Below are 1,269 nucleotides of genomic sequence, written 5' to 3'. Positions count from 1 at the left end.
ACAGCGCGTGCTGCTGACCGCCTTCGGAGCCGGGCTGACCTGGGGCTCGGCCGCGCCGCTGTGGCCGGAACTCCCGTCCGTGCCGCAGCTCGACGGTGTCGTCCCGCCGGTGGCCGTCCCCGCCCTTCCGGCCGTCTGACCCTCGGTCTCCCCCGAGGCCCTCTGCCCACCGTCCCCCTCGTCATCTTCGCCGTCGCCGCCGTCAGTTGTGTCGAAAGGAACGCCCATGTCCCCCGTCCAGACCGCCGTCACCACCGTACTGACCGAGAAGTTCGAGGTCAGCCCCGAGAGCATCCGCCCCGAGGCCACCCTGGAGAGCCTCGACCTCGACTCGCTCGCGCTCGCCGAACTCGCCCTGGCGCTCCAGGAGCAGCTGGGCGTCCCCGTGGAGGAGGACGAGGCGGCCAAGCACAGCACTGTCGGTGGACTCGTCGCCGCGCTGAACGCCAAGCGAGCCCGGCGGCGCACCTCGTGACGTCACGTCAGCCCGCCGTCTCGATCACCGGCCTGGGGTTGATCACCCCGGCCGGTGTCGGCCGGGAGCCGACCTGGGAGGGGATCCTGCGCGGTCGTTCCGCCGCGGCGACGGACCCCGAACTCAAGGACAGCCCTGTCGACTTCTCCTGCCGCATCCCGGCCATGACTCCGGAGCAGGCCCGGATCGGCGGCGGCAAGGCCTGGCGCATGGGCCACTTCAGCCGTCTCGCCGTGCTCGCCGCGCGCGAGGCGGTCGCCGACGCCGGCCTCGACCCCGTCCGGTGGGACGGTACCCGCGTCGCCGTCGTGATCGGCACCGGGCTCGCCGGAGCGGCGCACCTGGAGAAACAGACCCTCCGCCACCACCGAGGCGGTCCCGAGCTGGTCTCCCCCGCGCTGGTACCCATGCTCATTCCCAACATGGCGGCGGGAGAGGTGCTGCTGGACCTCGGCGCCCAGGGGCCCTCCCTGGCCACGCAGACGGCGTGCGCGTCCGGCGCCAGCGCGCTGGCCACGGCGCGCCACCTGCTCCTGGCAGGCCTCTGCGACATCGCGGTCGCGGGTGGCGCGGAGGCGGCCGTCACTCCCGTGATCACCTCCGGCTTCCAGCGGATGGGCGCGCTCTCGGCCCGTAGCGGCGACCCCGGGGCGGCGTCGCGGCCCTTCGCGGCGGACCGGGACGGCTTCGTGATCGCCGAGGGCGCCGCCGTACTCGTACAGGAACGGGAGGCGGACGCGCGGGCCCGCGGCCGGCGCGCCTACGCGCGGCTCGCCGGGATCGGCCTCTCCTCC

General features: G+C 74.5%; 2 protein-coding genes. Both read left to right on the top strand.

The genetic code is table 11. The annotated features are described in order from the left end of the window. Positions 1-226: 226 nt before the first annotated feature. Positions 227-475: a phosphopantetheine-binding protein gene (locus tag ABZV34_RS39660; RefSeq protein ID WP_356288223.1), complete on the top strand. Its 249-nt coding sequence runs from the start codon at positions 227-229 to the stop codon at positions 473-475. Then, positions 472-1,269 (top strand): beta-ketoacyl synthase N-terminal-like domain-containing protein (locus ABZV34_RS39655; RefSeq protein ID WP_356288220.1); only part of this gene is annotated, 798 nt, incomplete at its 3' end. The genes ABZV34_RS39660 and ABZV34_RS39655, both read left to right, overlap by 4 nt.

The sequence above is a fragment of the Streptomyces sp. NPDC005195 genome (assembly GCF_040608315.1).
Lineage (GTDB): Bacteria > Actinomycetota > Actinomycetes > Streptomycetales > Streptomycetaceae > Streptomyces > Streptomyces kaempferi.
This window is presented reverse-complemented; position numbering and strand designations above follow the sequence as displayed.